Raw genomic sequence first — 18,183 nt, forward strand, 5'->3', positions numbered from 1 at the left:
TTTCTATCGCGTTGGCGAGGGGCGTTGGGGCAGGGCGGTCCGTCCCCGCGCCCTCCGCGCCTCCCCGTGAACCTTCTTCTCTTCGCGCCTTCGCGCCTTCGCGTGAGAATCTTCTTTCGCGATGCCGCGTGCTTATCGGTCGGTGGCTTCGGTTCGCGACGTGGGCGTCGACTTTATTCACGCGAAGACGCGAAGCCGCGAAGAGAAGGAAGAAGGTTTGTTCGCGCAGAGGCGCAGAGGCGCAGAGGCGCAGAGGCGCGGAGGTGTGACACCCCGGCGCGAAGCGCCCTCTGCACGGATGACGGGGAGGCGCATGGGCCGCTGACGCGTTCCGTCCCCTTCTTCTGCGTCTCTGCGCCTCTGCGCGAACAAACCTTCCTCGCGGGTTACTCGACGAACGGCTCGACCGTGATCCGGCGGCCGCGGAGGAAGGCGTCGGCGACGTGGCGCAGCGGGGCGATGTCGACGTCGCTGGTGCCGGCGCGGACGATCTCCGCAAAGCGGTGGTAGAGGCCGGCATATTCGCCGTGCAGCGCCACCTTGCGCGACGGCTCGCTGCCGTCGGGCAGGACGAGCCGGGCGCCGCCGTCATGCAGCATCAGCGTGCCGCGATCGGTTTCAACCGCGATGTCCCAGCTCTGCGGACCCTCCTGGCGGAAGTCGAAATCCGCCTCGATCGGCAGGCCGGCGTCGTCGGAGAAGCGGATGCGCGCGGCGATCGGCGCGTCGCAATTGGCAGGGAAATCCAGCTCGGCGTCTTCGATGAAGAACGGCCGCGGCAGGATGCGGGTGACGATCGACAGCGCGTTGATGCCGGGATCGAACACGCCGAAGCCGCCGGCCTCGAGGATCCAGGCCTGGCCGGGATGCCAGACGCGGATGTCCTCGCGCCACGTCACCGTGACCTTGCGGATCGCGGTGTCGGCGAGGAAGGCGCGGGCCGGCTCGACGCCCGGCGCGTAGCGCGAATGCCAGCTGGCGAAGAGGCTGATCCCCGCCGCATCGGCGGCGGCGCGGAGCTGCGCGACCTCGGCGAGCGTCGCGCCGGGCGGCTTTTCGAGGAAGACGTGCCAGCCCTGTGCGATCGCGCGCGCGGCGATCGCGCGGCGGACCTGCGGCGGGGTGCACAGCGACACCGCGTCGATCGCCAGGCCGCTGGCGATCAGATCGTCGATGTCCCTGAAATGGGGGACGCTCGGCACGCCCTCGCCATGCCGGCTGACGGTTGCGGCGAGGACGATATGCGCATTGGCGGCGATCGCCGGGACATGCTGGTCGTGGGCGATCTTGCCCATGCCGACGAGCGCGAGACGGATCGGATGGCTCACAATACGGTCACCTGAACGGGCGCCGCCTCGGCGAGCGCAAGGGGGTTGCGGAGTGGCAGCGTGAAGGGCGCGGCCTGGATCGAGAAGACGTCACCGGGCTGCGTCTGCACGCCGTCGGCGCACGACAGCGTCGCGGTGCCGAAGAAATGGACGTGGATGTCGCCGGGCCGATGGAAGGCGGCATATTTGAAATGATGATGTTCGAGATTGGCGAGCGTGTGCGACATGTTCGCCTCCCCGGTGAGGAAAGGCTTTTCCCACAAGGTCTTGCCGTCGCGCTCGATGCGGCTGGTGCCCTGGATGTCGGCGGGCGGTTCGCCGAGCAGCAGTTCGGCGCCGAGCGACGCCTGGCGCAGCTTGGAATGCGCGAGCCACAGGTAATTGTGCCGCTCGGTGACGTGGTCGCTGAACTCGTTGGCGAGCGCGATGCCGAGGCGGAAGGGGGTGCCGTCGTCGCCGATCAGATAGATGCCGGCGAGCTCGGGCTCCTCGCCGCCGTCCTGCGCGAACGACGGGGACACCAACGGCGCCTCGGGCGCGACGAGCGACTGGCCATCGCCCTTGTAGAACCATTCGGGCTGCGCGCCGATCGCGCCGGGGGCGGGGCGGCCGCCCTCCATGCCTTCGAGGAACAGGCGCATCGAATCGGTCTGCGTGCCGGCGGCGGCGGCCTTGTGCATCGCGTCGCGGCCGGCGGCCGAGCCGAGATGGGTGAGGCCGGTGCCGGCGAGCATCAGCCGCGCCGTATCGGGATGGTCGATCGCGGGCAGCAAGGTGCCGGCGGCGAGCGCCGCGGCGAGATCGACCGTCTCGTCCGAGCGGCGCGCGCGGGCGGCGTCGGCGAGCGAGGTGCCGTCCGCGATCGCCAGCGCCGCGAGCTCGCGCGTGGTGGTGACGCCGGTGAGGACGCGGGCGTCGTCCTCGGCGAGGATGACGCGGCGGGTGCCGTCGGGCAGACGTTGCTGGATAAGGCGGGAAAAGGTCATGCGAGATCCTTGGCGGCGGTGACGAACGCCGCGGCATCGCGCGCGACGTCGGCGACGGACTTGCCGGCGCGATAGAGGTTGGAGCCGAGGCCGAAGCCGTCCGCCCCCGCGGCGCGCCACGGCGCCATAGTGTCGGGCGAGATGCCGCCGACCGCGAGCACGCGAATGGTCTTAGGCAGCACGGCGCGCTGCGCCTTGAGGAAGCCGGGGCTGGCGCCATCCGCGGGGAAGAGTTTCAGCGCATGCGCGCCGGCGGCGAGCGCGGCGAAGCCCTCGCTGGGGGTGTAATAGCCGGGCAGCGAGACGAGGCCGCGCGCGACCGAGGCGCGGATGACGTCGGTATTGGTGTTGGGCGAGATGATCAGCTCGCCGCCCGCCGCGGCGACCTGCTCGACGGCCTCGGGGGTGAGTACCGTGCCCGCGCCGACCATCGCGCGGCCGGCATAGCGTTTCGCCATTGCCGAGATGCTGGTCAGCGGATCGGGCGAGTTGAGCGGCACTTCGAGCAGGGTGAAGCCGGCGTCGACCAGGGCATCGCCGACGCCCTCGGCCTCGGCGGGGGTGAGGCCGCGCAGGATCGCGACCAGCGGGCAGGCGGCGAAGGCCTCGGCGAACCGGGCAGCGGGATCGGTCATGCGCGCTTACTCCGAAAGGTGATGGCGAAGGTGATGGACGCCGCCGAGGAAGGCGGCGGTCGCATCGACCGGGACGGTGATGCCGCCGCGCGCCTCGATCGCGACCTTGTACAGGTCGGCAAGAGCGCCCTCGGCGAGCAGGTGGACGGTGCGGCCGTCGAGCGCGCGCGCGCCGACGTCGGACCCGATCAGAACGCCGCTGGCATAAGCGGCGGCATCGTCGAGCGTGCGGCGGCCGAGCAGGACGCTGGCGCGGACCTCGAACAGGGCGGTGCCGAGGTCGCAGGCGCCGGCGGCACGGGCGATGCCCTCGCGGAAGGGGGCGCCGTCGGCGACCGGGCCATCGAGCATGCCGGCGAGGATGCCATGGCCCTTGAGCAGCGCGAACAGTTCGCCGGTCATCACCGTGGCGACGTCGACGATCCGCGCGCCGTCGGTGGCGATCCATTTGTTGTGCGTGCCAGGCTGGCAGAACAGGGCATCGGCGGGGGCGAGGCCGGCGGCGATCGCGCCGAGCACCTGCAATTCCTCGCCGCGCATCACGTCGGCGCGGGTGTCGGTGAGCAGCGACACGCCGGGGACGATGGTCAGCCCCGCCGCGTCGATGCGCAGCGCCGCCACCGCGAGCGCGTGCAGGTCTGCGGGGGCGGGGACGTACGGTGCCTCATACCAGCCGCGGGTCGAGCCGATCATGCCCGCGGCGATCACCGGCAGTTCGCCGAGCCGGTCGCGCAGCGCGGCGAGGGCGGGCGGATAATCCGCCGCCGTCATCGCCAGCACGCCGCGATCGTCGCGCAGCTGGTCGCCGATGCTGCCGTCCGCCTCGATGCGATAGGCGCGGCGGTTGGTCGTTCCCCAGTCGACGGCGATGATCGCGCCGTCGCGGGGGCTGGGTCCGCTGGTCACGGGAAGGTCCTCAGCCGGCGCTATGGTCGTCGAGGTTGACCGTCGTCTTCGATCCCCACAGCGCATAGAACAGCACGTAGAGTTCGCACGCCGCGGTCAGCAGGAACGACGGCTGAAGGCCGTAGATGTCGGCCAGCTTGCCCTGGACGAACACCAGCGCACCGCCGGCGATCGCCATGATCAGCAGGCCCGATCCCTCTTCGGTGAGCGGCCCGAGGCCCTTGATGCCGAGCGTAAAGATCGTCGGGAACATGATCGAATGGAACAGGCCGACGCTGATCAGCGCCCACATCGCGGTATGGCCGGTGGTGAACACGGTGATCAGCATCACGATGAACGCGCCGATCGAGAACACCGCGAGCACGGTCTCTGCCGGGATCTTCTGCATGATCGCCGAGCCGACGAAGCGACCGACCATCATGCCGCCCCACAGCAGGGTGAGGTAGCGGCCCGCCTGTTCGGGGGTCAGGTTGGCGATCTGCGGCTGGCTGATGAAATTGACGAACAGGTTGCCCACGCCGATCTCTGCGATCAGGTAGATGAAGATCGCGGGGATGCCGAACACCAGGTTGCGGTGCTTCCACAGCGAATGCTGCTTGCGCTCTTCCTTGGCGGCGCGGCTGGTGGCGTTGCCCATCGCCGGAAGCGGGAAGCGCGCGATGACGACGGCGAGCACGACCAGCACGACCGCGACAATGACATAGGGGAGCATCACCGACTGCGCGTCGGCAAGCCGCTCGGCCTGGGTCAGCACGGTGCCGGCCTGCGAGGTGCCGCCCTTGGACCGGCCGAGGATCAGATAGGCGCCGAACATCGGTGCGAGCATCGTGCCGGCGGAGTTGAGTGCCTGCACCAGGTTGAGTCGCGACGAGGCGGTCTGCGGCGGGCCGACGACCGCGACATAGGGATTCGCGGCGACCTGAAGCAGGGTGATGCCGCTGGCGATGACGAACAGCATGGCCAGCGTCACCCCGTAGGAGGGGATGCTGGCGGCGAGCACCATGCCGAGCGCGCCGGCGGCCATGATCAGCAGGCCGACGACGAGCGACTTCTGGTAGCCGATTCGCTCGATCAGCTTCGCGGACGGGATCGACGCGAAGAAATAGGCGATAAACCAGACGCTTTCGATCAACGTCGACTGGAAATAGCTGAGTTCGAACACGCTGCGCAGGTGCGGCAGCAGCGTTCCGTTGATGACGGTGATGAAGCCCCACATGAAGAACAGGCTGGCCAGCAAAGTCAGTGCCTTGCCATAGGAACCCCCGCCGCCGGCGGCGGGCGCCGCACCGTTCGTCGTTACCCCAATCGGTCCTGCCATAATCTCATCCTCTCCGCCTGTCGCGCCGCTTCGCTGCCTTGCGCGCCGGGTATTTGTCAGACTATATAGCCCCGACACGCCGGGTCAATGCCGGGGATGCATCCAAGGAGGGGGCAATGAAGCTTCGAAAGGCACTCATCATCGCAGGCGCCGGACTCATGGCAATGGTTGCGGCGCAGGCGGATGCCGCGACCGCGCGGCGCGAGTCGGCGGGAACGCTCGCCGACGGTACCGCGGTCGAGGCGGTGACGCTATCCGCGGCCAATGGCGTGTCGGCGCGGGTGCTGACCTATGGCGCAACGTTGCAGGCCTTCTCCGGCCCGGACCGCAACGGCAAGGTCGCCGACGTCCTGCTCGGCTATGACGATGCCAAGGATTATGCCGAACATCCCAATTATTTCGGCGTAACCGTCGGCCGCTTCGCCAACCGCATCGGCGGCGGCAAGTTCACCCTCGACGGCAACAGCTACCAGCTGCCGCTCAACGACAAGGTCAATTCGCTGCACGGCGGCAAGGTCGGCTTCGACAAGCAGCCGTGGCGGATCGTCGCGATCAAGGACGGGTCGGTGACGATGGCGCTGACCAGCCCCGACGGCGACCAGGGTTATCCCGGCAAGCTCGACGTGACGATCACCTACACGCTGGGCGACGATGGCGCGCTGACGATCGCGTTCGGCGCGAAGACTGACAAGCCGACGGTGGTCAACATGACCAACCATGCGATCTTCAACCTGGCCGGCGAGGGCTCGCCGATGGGCGCGCTCGGCCACAGGCTGACCATCCCGGCCAAGGCGATCACCCCGGTCGACGCCAATCTGGTCCCCACCGGCGAGCTGCGTCCGGTCGCCGGCACCGTGTTCGACTTCCGCAACGGCCGCATCCTCGCCGACGGCGTGCGCGACGGCCGCGATCCGCAGATCGTGATGGGCCACGGCTACGATCACAATTTCGCGCTCGACAAGGGCGTGACGGCGACGCCGGGCCTCGCCGCGCGGCTCGAAGACCCTGCCTCGGGCCGGGTGCTCGAAGTGTCGAGCACCGAGCCGGGCGTGCAGATGTACACCGGCAACTTCCTCGACGGCAGCTATATCGGCAAGAGCCGCCACGTGTACCGGATGGGCGACGGCGTCGCGCTGGAACCGCAGAAGTTTCCGGATGCGCCCAACCATCCCAATTTCGCCTCGGCGCGGGTCGACCCCGGCAAGCCGTATCGTCACGTCATGATCTACAAACTCTCGGTGGCCAAATAAGATGACGCAATTGCGCAGCCGCGCCTGGTTTAACAATCCGGCCAATATCGACATGACCGCGCTCTATCTGGAGCGCTATCTGAACTTCGGGCTCAGCCTCGAGGAGCTGCAATCGGGCAAGCCGATCATCGGCATCGCCCAGACCGGCAGCGACCTGTCCCCCTGCAATCGCCACCATCTGGTGCTCGCGGAGCGCGTGCGCGAGGGCGTCCGCGAGATGGGCGGCATCGTGCTCGAATTCCCCGTCCATCCGATCCAGGAGACGGGCAAGCGGCCGACCGCCGGCCTGGACCGCAACCTCGCCTATCTCGGCCTCGTCGAGACGCTGTACGGCTATCCGCTCGACGCCGTCGTGCTGACGATCGGCTGCGACAAGACGACGCCGGCCTGCCTGATGGCGGCGGCGACGGTCAACATCCCGGCGATCGCGCTGTCGGTCGGGCCGATGCTCAACGGCTGGCACAAGGGCGAGCGCACCGGCTCGGGCACGATCGTGTGGAAGGCGCGGCAGATGCTCGCCGCGGGCGAGATCGACGATGCCGAGTTCATCCGCCTCGTCGCCTCGTCGGCGCCGTCGACCGGCTATTGCAACACGATGGGCACCGCGACGACGATGAACAGCCTCGCCGAGGCGCTCGGCATGTCGCTGCCCGGCTCGGCGGCGATTCCGGCGCCGTATCGCGACCGGCAGGAGGTCGCCTATCTCACCGGCAAGCGCATCGTCGAGATGGTGCACGAGGATCTCAAGCCCTCCGACGTGCTGACCAAGGAGGCGTTCCACAACGCGATCCGCGTCAATTCGGCGATCGGCGGCTCGACGAACGCGCCGATCCATCTCGCCGCGATCGCGCGCCATATCGGCGTCGACCTGCCGATCAAGGATTGGGAGACCGAGGGGCACAAGGTGCCGCTGCTGGTCAATCTGCAGCCGGCGGGCGAATATCTCGGCGAGGATTATTATCGCGCCGGCGGCGTTCCCGCAGTGGTCAACCAGCTCATCGAACAGGGGCTGATCCACGAGGGCGCGATGACCGTCAACGGCAAGACGATGGGCGAGAATTGCCGCGGCGTCGCGATCGAGGACGAGAAGGTGATCCGTCCGTTCGACCAGCCGCTGGTCGAGGATGCGGGCTTCATCGTGCTGTCGGGCAATCTGTTCGACGCGGCGGTGATGAAGACCAGCGTGATCTCGCCCGAGTTCCGTGACCGCTATCTGTCGAACCCCAACGACCCCAATGCGTTCGAGGGGCCGGCGGTCGTGTTCGACGGGCCGGAGGATTATCATCACCGGATCGACGATCCGGCGACCGGGATCACGCCCGAGACGCTGCTGTTCATGCGCGGCGCCGGGCCGATCGGCTATCCCGGCGCGGCGGAGGTGGTGAACATGCGGCCGCCGGCGTATCTCATCACCGAGGGTGTCCATGCGCTGCCGTGCATCGGCGACGGCCGCCAGTCGGGGACGAGCGGTTCGCCATCGATCCTCAACGCCTCGCCCGAGGCGGCGGCGATGGGCGGCCTCGCGCTGCTCAAGACCGGCGACCGGGTGCGCGTCGACCTCAACACGGGGACGGCGAACGTGCTGATCTCCGACGCCGAGCTGATGGAGCGCCGCCGCGCGCTCGAGGCGGCGGGCGGCTATGCCTATCCGGCATCGCAGACGCCGTGGCAGGAGATCCAGCGCGCGGTCGTCGGCCAGATGAACACCGGTGCGATCCTGGAAGGCGCCGAGAAGTACCAGCGTATCGCGCAGACGATGGGCCTGCCGCGCGACAACCATTGATGCGGGTGGGGCGGCGGGGCGCTGGTACCGCGCCGCGCCGCCGCCCCGCCGCCCCATCGTCATCCCGGCGAACGCCGGGACCCATGGTTTCGGTAGGTGGGCAGTAGCGCGATGCCATCGGTCGCCCGCGTCCATGGGTCCCGGCTTGCGCCGGGATGACGTGGTTTTTACCTTCTTCCCAACGCCAACATCCGTCATCCCCGCGTAGGCGGGGATCCATAAACGCCGACGTTGCGGTTCTACCGCGGAGGTCCGCGCGTTTGGATCCCCGCCTCCGCGGGGATGACGGATTTTCTTGTACGGCTCCTTATAAGACATGCGTCTTATAATTATGCGTCATCTCTGCGGTGGCCGGGACGCATGGATGCGGTTTGGCCGCTGGTGGTGCGCTGTCGATACGTCGCCGTTTCCATGGGTCCCGGCTTGCGCCGGGATGACGTGGCTTTTTACGTTCTTCCCTACGCCACATCCGTCATCCCCGCGTAGGCGGGGATCCATAGACGCTGACGTTGCGGCTCTACCCGCGGAGGCTCGCGCGTCTGGATCCCCGCCTGCGCGGGGATGACTGTGTTGGGTGCGGGGTGGGGAGTGCCCGCCTGTCGCGCCCATTTGTCGCACCTCCCTGTCGCGCCCATTTGTCGCACCTCCCTGTCGCGCCCATCCGTCGCACCCGCCTGCCGCGCCCGCCCCTCGCGCCCGCTAGCCGCACGCCCGCTTCAAGCGCGCAGCAGGCGTTCGGTGTCCTCGTGCGCCTGTTGGAGCAGGACGATGGTGGCGTCGCGGGCGGCGGGGGCGTCGCGGGCGGCGATGGCGTCGAACAGGCGGCGGTGCTGCGGCATCGAATCGCGCGGGCGGCGGCGGTCGCGGAACTTGAAGATCGTCGTCCAGCGCACCGCCGAGCCGATGCTGCCCGAAAGGCTGACGAGCAGCTCGTTCTCGGTCGCCTCGAGGATCGCATTGTGGAAGGTCTGGTCCGCCGCCTGTCCTTCGGGCGTGTCGAGGCCGTGCGCCGCCATCTGGCGCAACGCCTCGTCCATCCGCGCGAGCTGTTCGGCGGTGCGGAAGGTCGCCGCCATCTCGGCGGCGGACGGCTCGACTATCATGCGCAACTGGAACAGGCTGCGCACAAAGGTGGCGGGCGGCTCGCCCTCGAACATCCAGGCGAGCACGTCGGGATCGAGCAGGTTCCACAGCGCGCGCTCGCGGACCCGCGTGCCGGATTTCGGCCGGCTCTCGACCAGCCCCTTGGCGGAGAGCATGCGCAGCGATTCGCGCACCACGCTGCGCGAGACGCCGCGCTGGCCGGCGATGTCGATCTCGCCGGGGATGACGCTGCCGGGCGGGTGCTGGCCGGTGACGATGGCGATGCCGAGATCGCGCGCGATCAACGTATGCGCGGGCTCGCGCCGTTCACCTTTGGCCATCCGCTCTCCCCTTGTTGTCAGACAAGCGTAGGCGGGGCGCCTGCACTTGGGAAGCCTTGGCGCTCCGTGCCATCCGGGCTAGCGCTTCGCGCATGGCCTTCACCGACATCGCGACGCGCACCTGGGATCACAATTGGCGGCTCGACCCGATCGTGCGCAGCCTGCTCGACACCGATTTCTACAAGTTGCTGATGTTGCAGATGATCCGTCATCTGCACGGCGATGTCGACGCGACCTTCCGGCTGATCAACCGCAGCACGTCGGTGCGACTCGCCGACGTGATCGACGAGGCGGAGCTGCGCGCGCAGCTCGACCATGCGCGCAGCGTGCGCTTCGCCAAGAAGGAGCTGATCTGGCTGGCGGGCAACAGCTTCTACGGCAAGCAGCGGATGTTCGCGCCCGACTTCATCCAGTGGCTGAGCGAATTCCAGCTGCCGCCCTATGAGCTGCACCGCGTCGACGGCCAGTTCGAGCTGACCTTCGACGGGCCGTGGACGCATACGACGATGTGGGAGATCCCGGCGCTCGCCATCGTCAACGAGCTGCGCGCGCGCGCGGCGCTGCGCGACAAGGGGCGGTTCGCGCTCGACGTGCTCTACGCGCGCGCCAAGGCGAAACTCTGGGACAAGGTCGAGCGGCTGCGTGCGCTGCCCGATCTGGTGATCTCCGATTTTGGCACGCGGCGGCGCCACGGCTTCCTGTGGCAGCGCTGGTGCGTCGAGGCGCTGAAGGAAGGACTGGGCAGCCGCTTCATCGGCTCGTCCAACGTGCTGCTGGCGATGGACAACGACCTGGAGGCGATCGGCACCAATGCGCACGAGCTGCCGATGGTGCTCGCCGCGCTCGCCGGGGACGACGCCGGCGTGGCGAGCGCGCCGTATCGGGTGCTGGAGGAATGGCAGGCGCATTACGACGGCAATCTGCGCGTCGTGCTGCCCGATGCGTTCGGGACGGCGGCGTTCCTGCGCGATGCGCCCGACTGGGTGGCGGGCTGGACCGGCTTCCGTCCGGACAGCGCGCCGCCGATCGAGGGCGGCGAGCAGATCATCGCCTGGTGGCAGGCGCACGGGCAGGACCCGCGCGAGAAACTGCTGATCTTCTCCGACGGCATGGACGTCGATTCGATCGAGCGCGTCTACCGGCATTTCCACGGCCGGGTGCGGATGAGCTTCGGCTGGGGGACGAACCTGACCAACGACTTCCGCGGCTGCGACCCCGATGGCGCGGCGGGGCTCGAGCCGATCTCGCTGGTCGCCAAGGTGACGCGGGCGAACGGCCGCCCGGCAGTGAAGCTGTCGGATAATCCTGCCAAGGCGACCGGCGAGCCGGCGGAGATCGCGCGTTATCTGCACATCTTTGGCGCGGACGGGCGGCAGGAGAGTGCGGTCAGCGTGTGAGGGGGCGTTCCCGGTTCGTCATCCCGGCGGACGCCGGGACCTATTTGCGGACAGAATTGATTTACGCGAAGGCGCGAAGGCGCGAAGACGCGAAGATGGCCCGCTTGGGGCGGCGTGGTCCCATGATTGCGAAGGCATAACGGGACACGCCGACGGTGCAGCGCGCGCGACACCTTCGCGTCTTCGCGCCTTCGCGTGAATCAATCTCGCCTCGGCCCGCCGCCGCATCGTCGGTTTGAGGGGGAAGCGTTTCCCAAGTACGGGCGTTCGGCGGCGGTGCGTATCAGCAGCGGCACCGCAATCATGGGTCCCGGCGTTCGCCGGGATGACGAAAGCGGGCTGACGACAGGGGACAGATCGGCATCGGATGCGTTGAGGTCGCCATGATCGACATCCTCGCGCTTTCGCCGCTCCCCGATACGCTCGCGCCATCGCTGAGCGAGCATTTCACCGTCCATGTCGGCCTCGACGCCGCGCCGCTCGACCGCGTTCGTGCGCTGGTCGGCGGTGGCGCGATGCGGGTCGACGCGGACCTGATCGCGCGGCTGCCGAAGCTCGAGATCGTCGCGGTGCACGGCGTCGGGCACGACGGGATCGACAAGGCGGCGCTCGCCGCGCGCGGCGTCGCGCTCGCGATTACCGCGGGGACGCTGACCGAGGACGTCGCCGATCTCGCGATCGGGCTGTGGCTGGCGGTCGAGCGGCGGATCGCGGTCAACGATCGCGCGGTGCGCAGCGGCGGCTGGGACGTGCCGCTCGCGCGGCGGGCGACCGGGCGGCGGATCGGCGTCTTCGGTCTCGGCGCGATCGGGCAGGCGATCGCCGCGCGCGCGGCGCCGTTCGCGGCCGAACTGCTCTATACCGCGCGCAGCGAAAAGGACGTGCCCTGGCGGTTCGTGCCCGACCTGACCGCGCTGGCGGGGGAAAGCGACGTGCTGTTCCTCGCCGCCGCGGCGGGGCCGGAGACCGATGGCGCGGTCGACGCGGGCGTGCTGGCAGCGCTCGGGCTGCAGGGCGTGCTGGTCAATGTCGCGCGTGGTTCGCTGGTCGATCAGGCGGCGCTGATCGCGGCGCTCGACGCGGGCGGGATCGCCGGCGCGGGGCTCGACGTCTTCGCCGACGAACCCGCGGTGCCGACGGCGCTGCACCGCGATACCGTCGTCCTGTCGCCGCACCAGGGATCGGCGACGCACGAGGCGCGTGCGGCGATGGCGGCGATGGTCGTCGCCAATCTCGACGCGCAGTTCGCCGGCCGGGAGCCGCCGGGGCTAGTGCGTTGATTTGGCTGTCGCGGCGGGCCGCGCTACAGGCGCCACGATGCAAGCTGTGATCCTCAGCGCGGGCGTCGGCTCGCGGTTGCTGCCGCTGACGCGCGAAATCCCCAAATGCCTCGTCGAGGTCGGCGGGCGCAGCATCCTCGACCATCAGCTTGAGGCGCTGCACGCGGCGGGCGTCACCCGGGCGGTGATCGTCGGCGGCTATCGCTATCGCCAGATCGGCGCGCATCTGACGCGCGCGGCGCCGCCGCTGCCGGTGCGGCTGCTGTTCAACCCCTTCTGGTCGGTGGCGAGCAGCATCGGCAGCGTGTGGATGGCGCGCGACCTGCTCGGCGATCCGTTCGTGCTGATGAACGGCGACACGGTGTTCGCGGCCGACCTGATCGGCGCGGCGGTGGCGGCGCCGGGCGCAGGCGTCGGCCTGCTGGTCGAGCCGCTGCGCGCGGCGGTGACCGACGACATGCTGGTCACCGTCGCCAACCGGCAGGTGTGCGCGGTCGCCAAGGACCTGCCGCTCGATGTCGCGACGCATCGCTCGCTCGGCGTCATCGTGTCGCAGGGTGGCGACGCCTATGCGCAGGCGTTGGAGAGCGTGATCGCCCGACCCGAAGGCCTCCATGCCTTCCACCATGCGGTGATCGCCGAGCTGGCGGGCTATGCGCCGGTGCGCGCGATCGTCGCGGGCGAGGGGGCGTGGCAGGAGATCGACCAGCCCGAGGATATCGCCGCCTGGACCGGCCAGCATAAGTGAGGACCGACGTCGCCTTCCTGTTCCTCGGCGAGACGTTGCTGATCCCGCATCTCTATCCGGTGCTGGAGGCGCTGGTCGAGCGCACACCCGGGCTGCGCGTCGACGTGTGGGTGGCGACGTCGATGCACGAGGCGCTGGTTGCGGGCTGGCTGGGGGCGCGGCCGGGGGTGCGCATCCGCCGCGCGCCGGGCTATCGCGATCTCGGCGCGTGGGAGGCGGGGCGCAATCCGCCGCTGCCCGCCAAGCTGCCGCTGCTCGCTCGGCTCGCGCCGCTGCTGTGGGGCACGCGCGTGGTGGTGTCGGCGGAACAGACCAGCCTGTGGATCCCGGCGCTGCTGCCGACGCGCAGCCGGTACGTGAACATCCTCCACGGCGCGGGATCGATGATGAATCGCGACGACCGGCGTCGCAAGGCGGCGACGCTGACCATCGTCGCGGCCGAGCGCGAGCGCGCGGCGCTGGCCGCGCATGGCGTCGATCCCGTGGCCATTGCCGTGACCGGCTATATCAAGGCGGGGTTCCGGCAGCGCAGCCGCGCGGACCTGCGGTTCGCGCAGGAGCGGCCGGTGCTGCTGTATGCGCCGCATTGGCAGCGGCATCGCTCGTCGTGGTGGGACTGGGGCGAGGCGGCGGTGGCGCGGATCGTCGGATCGGGGCGCTACAATCTGATCTTCGCGCCGCACCAGCGGCTGGCCGAGAAGGCGCCCGAGCTGCGCGCCTTCGCCGAAACCCTGACCGGGCGGGGGGACGTGCATGTCGATCTCGACAGCTTCGCGACGGTCGATGGCAGCTATACCGCAGCGGCCGACCTCTATCTGGGCGACACCTCCAGTCAGGTGGTTGAATTCCTGATGCGGCCGCGCCCGTGCGTGTTCCTCGATCCGCGGCGCGTCGATTGGGCGGGCGACCCGAGCTACGACATGTGGCGGGCGGGGGAGGTGGTCACCGACCTCGACGCGCTGCTGCCGGCGCTGGAGCGGGCCGCCGAGCGGCATCCAGGCTTCGTCGAGGCGCAGCGGCGCTTCGCCGGGGAGTCGCTGGGGGATGTCGGCGGTACCGCGCCGATGCGCGCGGCGGAGGCGGTGCTGGCGGTCTTGCAGTAGCGCTCGCGAAGGCGCGAAGAGAGGTTGTTTCGCGCGGAGTTGCTGAGGGTCGGAAAAGCTGCGTTGAGGCCCTGACATCCGTGAGGCTTGCAACGACCACTCCACATTGCCAGCCACTCCGGACGTGATCTGGGGTAACGGACCGTTCGGGGGGCGCGGCGACCTTTCGCGTGCGCTGGGCTTCAGCATTTACCGCCCCCTCGCGTCTTCGCGCGAACCCTTCGAAACCCGGCAAAAAGAGTTTCAGTCCGCAACTGCCTTGTTTGTCGGTGCCGCGAGTTCTATACTGAGCGATATGGAAAGCATGACCCTCTCGCACGCCGATCCGGCACCGCTGCCCCCCAAGGGGCGGCCGCGCGAGTTCTGCACCGATACCGCGCTCGCCGCGGCGCTGCGTGTGTTCTGGAGCAAGGGTTATGAAGGCGCCTCGCTCGCCGATCTGACCGAGGCCATGGGGATCACCCGGCCGAGCCTCTATGCCGCGTTCGGCAACAAGGAGGCGCTGTTCCACAAGGCGCTCGACCTCTACGAGGCGGAGAAGCTCGCTTATACCCGTCAAGCGCTCGAACAGCCGACTGCGCGCGGCGTCGCCGAATGCTTCATGCGCGGGGCGCTGGCGATGCAGACCAGCCAGTGTGGCGATCCCAAGGGGTGCCTGGGCGTGATCAGCGCGATGCCGTGCGGGGCGGAGGCGGATTCGATCAAGGCCGACGTGATCGCGCGCCGTGCCTCTTCGCAGGCGGCGCTGGTCGAGCGGTTCGAACGCGCCAAGGATGAGGGCGATCTGCCCGCGCATGTCGATGTCACCGGCCTGACCTGCTATCTCTATGCGCTGTTGCAGGGGATGGCGGTGCAGGCGGGATCGGGCGCCAGCCGCGCCGACCTGGAGCGGCTGGTCGAGACGAGCCTGGCGATCTGGCCTACGCGTTAGGCCGCCTGCCACGGCGGCTGGCGTGGCTGTTGCTCGCCGCCGGCCTGATCGCATGCGTCGTCGTTGCCGGCGCCCGCTGGGCCGATGCCGTCGCACGGCGCAGCGCCGATCGCGATGCGGCGACGGTGGCGCGGACGCATGCCGGGCTGCTCGCCAGCGAGTTGCAGACCTTCCGGCTGCTGCCGCTGGTGCTGGCCGAATATCCCGACGTGCCGCGCGCGCTCGCCGGGGGCGATGCGGCGGCGGTGCGCGGGCTCGACGCGACGCTCGAACTGCTCGCCGCGCGTACCGATGCCGCGGCCCTCTATGCGATCGACGCGCGCGGCCGCGCGGTGGCGGCGAGCAACTGGCGGTTGCCGACCAGCTTCGTCGGCCAGGATTATACCTTCCGTCGCTATTTCGCCGAGGCGATGGCACGCGGCACCTCCGAATTGTTCGCGCTGGGCACGGTGAGCGGCCGGCCGGGCCTGTATCTCGCGCGCCGGATCGATCGCGGCGGCCGCAAGCTGGGCGTGATCGTCGTCAAGGTCGAGTTCGACCGGCTGGAACGCGAATGGGCGCAGTCGCCCGGCGCGACGATCCTGGCCGATGCGCGCGGCGTGATCCTGATCACCAGCGTGCCCGGCTGGCGGTTCCACCCGACCCGGCCGATCGACGCCGCCACCCGCGAGGCGCTGCGCCGCTCGCGCCAGTTCGGCGCGTCGCCACCGGTCACCCCCGCTTTCGTGCTCGCCGGGCGCGACGCGCGGGTGCGGCAGGACGGGCGGATGGTCCGCTATCGCATCGCCGCGGTCGCGGCGCCGCTTGCCGGCAGCCGGCTGTTGCATCTCACGCCGCTGCGGCCGTCGCTCACCGCGGCCCGGGCAGAGGCGGCGCTGTGGGGGCTGGGCTCGATCCTGCTGCTCGGTTTCGCCGGCGGCATGGGGCTGCGTGCCGCGGATCGGCGGCGTTCGCAGGTGCGCGCGCGCGAATCGCTGGAGCGTGAGGTGGTGCGGCGCACCGCCGAGTTGCGCGACGCCAATGCCCGGCTGATCGTCGAATCGCAGGAGCGCGGCGAGGCGGACCGCCGCTTCCGCGCCGCGCGCGAGGAACTGGCACAGGCCAACCGCCTGGGGTCGCTCGGCCAGATCACCGCCGGCGTCGCGCATGAGATCAACCAGCCGCTCGCCGCGATCCGCACCTTCGCCGAGAACGGCGCGATCCTGCTCGACCGCGGCGCGCCGGAGCGGGTGCGCGAGAATCTCGTCCGCATCGTCGACCTCACCGCGCGGATCGCGACGATCACCGGTGAGCTGCGCGCCTTCGCCCGGCGGCGGACGCCGTCGCGCGGCGCGCCGACGCTGGGGGCGGCGATCGAGGGGACGATGCTGCTGATCGGCGAACGCGCCCGCGGGGTGGTGGTGGATGCCGTCCCCGACGACCTGCGCGCGCGGCGGGTCGTCGCCGACCGCATCCGGCTGGAGCAGATCCTGGTCAACGTCATCGGCAATGCGCTCGACGCGGTGACCGGGCGCGAGGATCGCCGTGTGCTGATCGACGCGGTGGAGGCGGGCGGGCAGTTGATCGTCCGCATCGCCGACAATGGCCCGGGGATCGACCCGAGCCTTGACGACACGCTGTTCACCCCCTTCGCCTCCGCCAAGCCCGAGGGGCTGGGGCTGGGCCTCGCCATCGCCCGCGACATCGCGCGCGAATTCGGCGGCGAGCTGGCGCTGGCGCCCGACGGAGTCGGCGCGACCTTCCTGCTGACGTTGCGGCTCGCATGAGCGGACAGACCGTCCTGTTCGTCGAGGATGACGAGGCGCTGCGCTTCGCGACGGTGCAGGCGCTCGAACTCGCCGGCCTGTCGGTGCGGCCCTTTGCCGGGGCGGAGGCGGCGCTCGCCGCGCTGCCCGCGGATTTCGACGGCGTGATCGTGTCCGACATCCGCATGCCGCGGATCGACGGGCTGCAATTGCTTGCCCGCGTGCGGGCGCTCGACAAGGATTTGCCGGTGATCCTCGTCACCGGCCATGGCGACGTGCCGATGGCGGTGTCGGCGCTGCGCGACGGCGCGTTCGACTTCCTGCCCAAGCCGTTCGCCACCGATCATCTCGTCGCCACTATCGCCCGCGCGCTGGAGCGGCGCGCGCTGGTGATCGAGAACCGCCGGCTGCGCGCCGCGGTCGAGGCGGGCGAGGCGGACAGTCCGCTGGTCGGCGAGAGTGCGGCGATGGTGCGGGTGCGCGCCACGATCGGCCGCCTCGCCGCCGCCGATCTCGACGTGCTGGTCGAGGGCGAAACCGGGACCGGCAAGGAACTGGCGGCGCTGATGCTGCACCGGCTGGGCCCCCGCCGCGGCAAGCCGTTTGTCGCGGTCGATTGCACCGCATTGACCGGCGAGGGGGGCGCCGCCGATCTGTTCGGCCATGCCGCCGACAGCGTCGCGCACACCCGGCTGTCGCGGGTCGGTGCGATCGCCGCCTCCAGCGGCGGCACGCTGCTGCTCGATGCGGTCGACGACCTCTCGCCGGCGATCCAGGCCGCGCTGTCGCGCGTCATCGAGGAGCGCGAGGTGCAGCCGATCGGCGCCGAGCGGGCCGAGTCGGTCAACCTGCGGGTGGTCGCCACCAGTCGCGGCGATCTGGCGGCGGCGGTATCCGCGGGCCGGTTCCGCGCCGATCTGTATCACCGGCTGGCGATGACCCGGCTCCACCTGCCGCCGCTGCGCGAGCGCGAGCATGACCGGATGCTGCTGTTCGTCGCCTTCGTCGATCAGGCGCGCGAGGCGCTGGCGCGACCGGATTATGCGATCGGCGAGGCGGAGCGGCATCATGTGCTGGCGCATGGCTGGCCGGGCAACGTCCGCGAACTGCGCAATTATGCCTTCGCCTGCGTGCTGTCGGCGGACGACGCCCCGGCCGAGGGGCCGCAGGACCTGCCGAGCCGGGTCGCCGAATTCGAGACGCGGGTGATCGTCGACGCGCTGCGCGCCAGCGCCGGCAACGTGGTCAAGGCGGTCGAGCTGCTCGGCATCCCCCGCAAGACGCTCTATTACAAGCTCGGGCGCTACGGCATCGATCCCGATGCCTTCCGCAACGCCCGCTCCTGATCG

General features: G+C 69.8%; 15 protein-coding genes. 9 read left to right on the forward strand and 6 right to left on the reverse strand.

Annotated elements, in window-relative coordinates:
- Positions 1-386: 386 nt before the first annotated feature.
- The 5 genes from HD841_RS05865 to HD841_RS05885 are packed head-to-tail and all read right to left on the reverse strand — an operon-like array spanning position 387 to position 5,173.
- Complete coding sequence (locus HD841_RS05865) at positions 387-1,328, reverse strand: Gfo/Idh/MocA family protein (protein ID WP_179507873.1); 942 nt, start codon at positions 1,326-1,328, stop codon at positions 387-389.
- Entirely contained in the window at positions 1,325-2,314 is a 990-nt protein-coding gene (gene araD1 / locus HD841_RS05870) for an AraD1 family protein (RefSeq protein ID WP_179507874.1), read from the reverse strand. The genes HD841_RS05865 and araD1 overlap by 4 nt, the downstream gene beginning before the upstream one ends.
- A complete protein-coding gene (locus HD841_RS05875) occupies positions 2,311-2,949 on the reverse strand; it encodes a 2-dehydro-3-deoxy-6-phosphogalactonate aldolase (RefSeq protein WP_179507875.1) in 639 nt (212 codons plus the stop codon). The genes araD1 and HD841_RS05875 overlap by 4 nt, the downstream gene beginning before the upstream one ends.
- A gap of 6 nt (positions 2,950-2,955) precedes the next feature.
- Positions 2,956-3,855 carry a 2-dehydro-3-deoxygalactonokinase gene (locus HD841_RS05880; protein WP_373562933.1) on the reverse strand — a complete coding sequence of 300 codons (900 nt, stop codon included), beginning with the start codon at positions 3,853-3,855 and terminating at the stop codon, positions 2,956-2,958.
- A 10-nt stretch (positions 3,856-3,865) separates the two neighbouring features.
- Entirely contained in the window at positions 3,866-5,173 is a 1,308-nt protein-coding gene (locus tag HD841_RS05885) for a sugar MFS transporter (RefSeq protein WP_179507877.1), read from the reverse strand.
- Positions 5,174-5,331: 158 nt separating this feature from the next.
- On the opposite strand from HD841_RS05885, the gene HD841_RS05890 reads away from it, so the two are divergent.
- On the forward strand, positions 5,332-6,423 hold the full coding sequence (locus tag HD841_RS05890; RefSeq protein ID WP_373562934.1) for an aldose epimerase family protein: 1,092 nt from the start codon (positions 5,332-5,334) through the stop codon (positions 6,421-6,423).
- 1 nt (position 6,424) lies between these two features.
- Entirely contained in the window at positions 6,425-8,206 is a 1,782-nt protein-coding gene (locus HD841_RS05895) for an IlvD/Edd family dehydratase (protein ID WP_179507879.1), read from the forward strand.
- 716 nt (positions 8,207-8,922) lie between these two features.
- Here HD841_RS05895 and HD841_RS05900 read toward each other — a convergent pair.
- Positions 8,923-9,630 (reverse strand): FadR/GntR family transcriptional regulator, encoded by a 708-nt coding sequence (locus HD841_RS05900; protein WP_179507880.1) that lies wholly within the window; start codon positions 9,628-9,630, stop codon positions 8,923-8,925.
- A 92-nt stretch (positions 9,631-9,722) separates the two neighbouring features.
- Between HD841_RS05900 and pncB the strand changes: the two genes are divergently transcribed.
- The 7 genes from pncB (at position 9,723) to HD841_RS05935 (ending at position 18,180) form a co-directional block, all read left to right on the forward strand.
- Positions 9,723-11,027, forward strand: coding sequence for a nicotinate phosphoribosyltransferase (gene pncB, locus HD841_RS05905; RefSeq protein ID WP_179507881.1), 1,305 nt, complete (start codon positions 9,723-9,725; stop codon positions 11,025-11,027).
- 383 nt (positions 11,028-11,410) lie between these two features.
- Positions 11,411-12,307 (forward strand): NAD(P)-dependent oxidoreductase, encoded by an 897-nt coding sequence (locus tag HD841_RS05910; RefSeq protein WP_179507882.1) that lies wholly within the window; start codon positions 11,411-11,413, stop codon positions 12,305-12,307.
- Between the two features lie 37 nt (positions 12,308-12,344).
- Entirely contained in the window at positions 12,345-13,055 is a 711-nt protein-coding gene (locus tag HD841_RS05915; protein WP_179507883.1) for a phosphocholine cytidylyltransferase family protein, read from the forward strand.
- Positions 13,052-14,158 carry a hypothetical protein gene (locus HD841_RS05920; protein WP_179507884.1) on the forward strand — a complete coding sequence of 369 codons (1,107 nt, stop codon included), beginning with the start codon at positions 13,052-13,054 and terminating at the stop codon, positions 14,156-14,158. Before HD841_RS05915 ends, HD841_RS05920 begins: the two co-directional genes overlap by 4 nt.
- Positions 14,159-14,462: 304 nt before the next feature.
- Complete coding sequence (locus tag HD841_RS05925; protein WP_373562935.1) at positions 14,463-15,089, forward strand: TetR/AcrR family transcriptional regulator; 627 nt, start codon at positions 14,463-14,465, stop codon at positions 15,087-15,089.
- Positions 15,090-15,118: 29 nt separating this feature from the next.
- Complete coding sequence (locus HD841_RS05930; RefSeq protein WP_179507886.1) at positions 15,119-16,855, forward strand: sensor histidine kinase; 1,737 nt, start codon at positions 15,119-15,121, stop codon at positions 16,853-16,855.
- Entirely contained in the window at positions 16,852-18,180 is a 1,329-nt protein-coding gene (locus HD841_RS05935) for a sigma-54-dependent transcriptional regulator (protein ID WP_179507887.1), read from the forward strand. The genes HD841_RS05930 and HD841_RS05935 overlap by 4 nt, the downstream gene beginning before the upstream one ends.
- Positions 18,181-18,183 lie beyond the last annotated feature (3 nt).

Source organism: Sphingomonas melonis (assembly GCF_013409985.1).
GTDB classification, from domain to species: domain Bacteria; phylum Pseudomonadota; class Alphaproteobacteria; order Sphingomonadales; family Sphingomonadaceae; genus Sphingomonas; species Sphingomonas melonis_A.